Origin of the sequence: Mesorhizobium sp. M0437 (assembly GCF_040321335.1) — a bacterium.
Taxonomy (GTDB): Bacteria; Pseudomonadota; Alphaproteobacteria; order Rhizobiales; family Rhizobiaceae; genus Mesorhizobium.
On record NZ_JAMYRK010000148.1, the window covers coordinates 1 to 3944 of the forward strand.

General features: G+C 59.2%; 4 protein-coding genes. 2 read left to right on the top strand and 2 right to left on the bottom strand.

Translation table 11 applies throughout. From position 1 onward, the window contains the following. Window positions 1-99: 99 nt before the first annotated feature. Window positions 100-225, bottom strand: a complete 126-nt coding sequence (locus NKI72_RS34225; RefSeq protein ID WP_352473171.1) for a hypothetical protein — start codon at window positions 223-225, stop codon at window positions 100-102. A gap of 1622 nt (window positions 226-1847) precedes the next feature. Between NKI72_RS34225 and NKI72_RS34230 the strand changes: the two genes are divergently transcribed. Beyond that, the gene (locus NKI72_RS34230; RefSeq protein WP_352456374.1) at window positions 1848-2564 is read left to right on the top strand and encodes a pentapeptide repeat-containing protein; all 717 of its coding nucleotides are present in this window, start codon (window positions 1848-1850) and stop codon (window positions 2562-2564) included. A 339-nt stretch (window positions 2565-2903) separates the two neighbouring features. Here NKI72_RS34230 and NKI72_RS34235 read toward each other — a convergent pair whose 3' ends face one another. After that, window positions 2904-3140, bottom strand: coding sequence for a helix-turn-helix domain-containing protein (locus NKI72_RS34235; protein WP_352692848.1), 237 nt, complete (start codon window positions 3138-3140; stop codon window positions 2904-2906). A gap of 277 nt (window positions 3141-3417) precedes the next feature. Between NKI72_RS34235 and NKI72_RS34240 the strand changes: the two genes are divergently transcribed. Further along, window positions 3418-3944 (top strand): hypothetical protein (locus tag NKI72_RS34240; protein ID WP_352852143.1); only part of this gene is annotated, 527 nt, incomplete at its 3' end.

Here is a 3944-nt window from a genome sequence, read left to right on the forward strand (position 1 = left end):
GGCAACGGACCAGTTGAGCCGTTTACCCGATGACGTCCTTGGCGACATCGGCATCTCACGTGACGAAATCATGTGCGATTTGCGAAGCCGCGCCATCCGTCATGCGGAGGCAGGCGCGGCCGGCACGACGATCGAGCGCACCAGGATCGCTTCGGCCTCGATCCCGAAACGGTTGGCCGCCGGCAGTGGGTACGCCTCGGCCGAGATCCCCTTTGGCTGGTCCACGAGCGCGCGATCGAGCCTTACATTGCGGCTTCGACAAGCAGCGGCGCGCGGACGGGACCTTCGAACGGCACTACACCTGCGACCCCCAAGGACTGAATGTTGACCTACGGGAGCTGGGGAGGATCTCAAAATGATCATGTCAGTTGTTAAGTCCCTCGCGCCTGTGACGCTCGGCACCGTGCTGATCGCAATCAGTCCGGCTTCATTGTCGGCTTCTGACGCTCAGGACCTCGCGTTCGCTCACGCTGACATGCCAATCAAACAGCTGAAAGACGTCTATTTGGATTGCGAGCGGGGAGGCCGCCGGTGCGCTGGGGACAGAAGACGTGATGTACTGTTCGATGCGCGAGTTCCGACTAGGCGCGCGATAGCAGTTTGCGCATAATCTACGATGCATGGCCTTCTGCACCGTGCGACGCGACCCTCCATCGACCACTTCGAACCATGTTTGGACCGCGCACTTCGCCGATCAGCGCAGTAACCAACCCGCGGAGTTCCGCGAGCGACAGCCTTCAAACGAATCAGTCGGTGGTAGCGTCACGCATAGGGTGAATCACGAACGCGCTCGCCTGCAAACCCCTTCGCCCGGAAATCTGCCCCGGTTACGCGGTTCGCCAGCAGACTGAGAAGGAGCGGCTTCAGCCGATCGCCGATGCTTTTTGTTATCTTTGTGCCTAATGGCAGCTTTGCGCCCCGATTTCGGCCGTTCGACTATATCGTTCGAACTGCCGAAAGCTGTCGGGGCTCCGGCCCTCTCAAACCCTCCGCCGCCGTTGTCGCGCATGTGCCGCATGCCACCTGCCGTGCTTTCAGCGAGCCGACCTTACCTCCAGTCTGGAACCTAGCAGTCGCCCAACTGGTTCAACCTTCCGCCACGGCCGGGCAGGGGACGGCGTGCAAAACGGTAGGCGCGACCTAAGAAACGGTCGCGGTTCGAGTCGGTAGAGAGATACCGCCGATACAGTGCTGTAACCGAGTTCGTTTGCTGACGGGACTTCTTGATCGGCGCAAATAGGTCCGACTCCAACCTCCGCAACCAGTTCCAGCATAAACCACTAATAGTCGCGATCTGATCAAAGCCCGCCGGAAAAAACGGCAAGGCATTTCCCACGGCAGGTTTGGCGAAGCGCGGAAGGGCACTCTGCCGCCCAGAGTAAGCGGCCTGCACGGTGAAGACGAGAGGGACGCTTTTCCAAGCGCGGAGTTCGAATCCCTCCCTCTCCGCCATACGACATTGTTTACGTTGATAAAAATACAGAATAGGTTGCGCGTCCGCCATAAAGCCCGCCAACCGAAAAAGGCGTATTCGCGGCACGTCAGCTTACGACACAAATATGCGGGGTTGATGCTTCGACCTGGGAGATGGCAGAGATCAACTTCGGCTTCGCTAAGCGAAGTCGTGGGGTTCATGCGACAGCGGAATCAGGGTATGGCTCTGCTGGACCGCCGATGATATGGGGAGGCGCTCGCAAATCGCGCCCTACGCGCGGGTTGATCGGTTGATCAACATCAAAGCTTGAATATGAGAAATGCGCTAACTGTGACGGCGGTGGTCACCGTGGCTCGAGTGTCAGCAGATGTGGTAAGGTTGAGTGTCGGCGAGTAGCAGAGGTCCAGCAACAATGACTTTGAGGCGAACCAGAGCTTACGGCGCATCCGGCTTGGTTCTAGCGGTTTGCACTGTGTTTGCTTGGCAGAACGCCACTGCTGCTCACAATTGCGACGCAGCCGCGACGCCTGGCGTCAATTGGCACGAGTGTGACAAGAAGCTTCTCATCCTAGAAGGACAAGACCTGAGCGGGGCGAACCTGTTCGGTGTTGATTTCACTTCGACCGACCTCAGGAACAGCAATCTCCTTGCGGCAAATCTTGAGAAGGCAACGCTTGTGCGTGCTTCCCTGGCCGACTCGACCGCCAAAGGCGCCCGGTTCGACAGAATCGAGGCCTACAGGACCGACTTCAGCCGTATGGACGCGCAGGGCGCTGTGTTTGCGAGCGCGGAAATACAGCGCTCGAATTTCCAGGGCGCCAATCTGACCAATGTTGATTTCACAAAGGCAGAATTGGGGCGTGCGCAGTTCCATGACGCCGATATCAGCGGCAGCCGCTTCTCGTTTGCCAATCTCGCACGGGCGGACTTCCGAGGAGCGACGTTCACCGCGCCGATAGACTTTGACCGCGCCTTTTTCTTTCTAACCCGTATCGAGGGCGTCGATCTTTCCAATTCGGCGGGTCTGTCCCAGTGGCAGCTCAACATGGCTTGCGGAGACGCCCGGACCGAGTTGCCTTCTGGCTTGACGAGGCCTGAAGATTGGCCCTGTCAATTCCAGCAGGAATAGTTGTCGGCAAGCGAACTGTGCCATGCTGCACCCGACAGGATGAAACTGAGAACCCCTATGTCATCGTTTGCGCTATATAACTTTTGCGACAGCCGGGAGCGGATGAATGGAATCGGGCCGTATTTCTCCCACTACCCACGCGGTCCGAGGGGGCAGAAATGGGGCCGAGCAGACCGTCCGCTGCTAGGGTACCCAGCACGCGAGCGGACATGTGAGAGCTCGGTGCGAAGGTCCGGGATCAGGCCCATTGCGGACGTACGTCTTGGTTCGCCTGTTGGCGCTGAAGCGCCCATTTGGGCCGCTAGCCGCACATGTGCGGCGGCTCAAAAAAGCCGATTGTCATTCGCCAGCGGAACGCTGTGACAAGCGAACACCAGCGCCGCCACCGTTCTCTGGAATGAATTCGATCCCGGCCGCTTCGAAGACTGCACGAATTTCGGCGAGGGTTGAATTCTTTAGCTGTTCGCCTCTTTCCAACCGCGCGATGGTATCGGGAGATACGTTTGCCTTTAGGGCTAACTCTCGAGTTCCCCAGCCCAACGCGACACGTGCCATTTTGCACTGAACTGCATTCATTTCGTAACCGTGATACGATTCTTGTTGTAGCCGCTTTTTCAATATCGTACCGCTGATACGATTTTTTCGCTTGAAAGCGGCTGCTGTTGGTGTGCAACCACCCTCAGCAGCCTGACCACAACCCAAGCTGATAGGAGCTCGGATCGGGGCTGATTCCGACAATAGCATGACTCTGGCTTTCGTCACCCGCAGGCGAGTGCTTGCGGGAGGGATGATCACGTCCACCGCTTTGGTGCTTGAGAAAAGTGCGCTTGTCGGCAACACAGCGGCAACGAGTATGCTCCCCGACCCTGCGCTGGCGCTTTGGCGGGAATGGGAGACCGCCCACAAGCTGACCGAGCGGCTTTGCCGCAAGCAGCAGCGCCTGGAGGCGAGGCTTGTCTCGAGCGTCGGCTTTCCTTGTGCGACCGTCTGCGTGCCCGAGGGTGAGGACGTGGCGGTCCACTCGATCGAGGCGCTCAATGAAGTGCTCGGCGAGGGGCCGGATATGGCAGCTCTCCGCGAGAAGGCCGAAGCTGATTTTGCGGCACATCAGGCTCGCTGGGATGCAGCTGCCGAGGAGGCTGGTTACACCGCCGCGCTCAAGGCCGAGTGCGAGGCTGGCGACCGGGCACAGGATCTGCTGGAAGCGTTCTCAACGACCCCCGCTACGACTCTCGCCGGTGTGGCAGGCAAGCTCGATGCCGTGTTGCGCGAGGGCGAAGCCTGGGAGGAATGCTCCGTGTTCCCTTGGCCGCAAATCCGCTCGGCGCTCAGCGATCTGGGGCTCATCGCCGAGCAGACCGATGCCGGAACAGTTCTTTC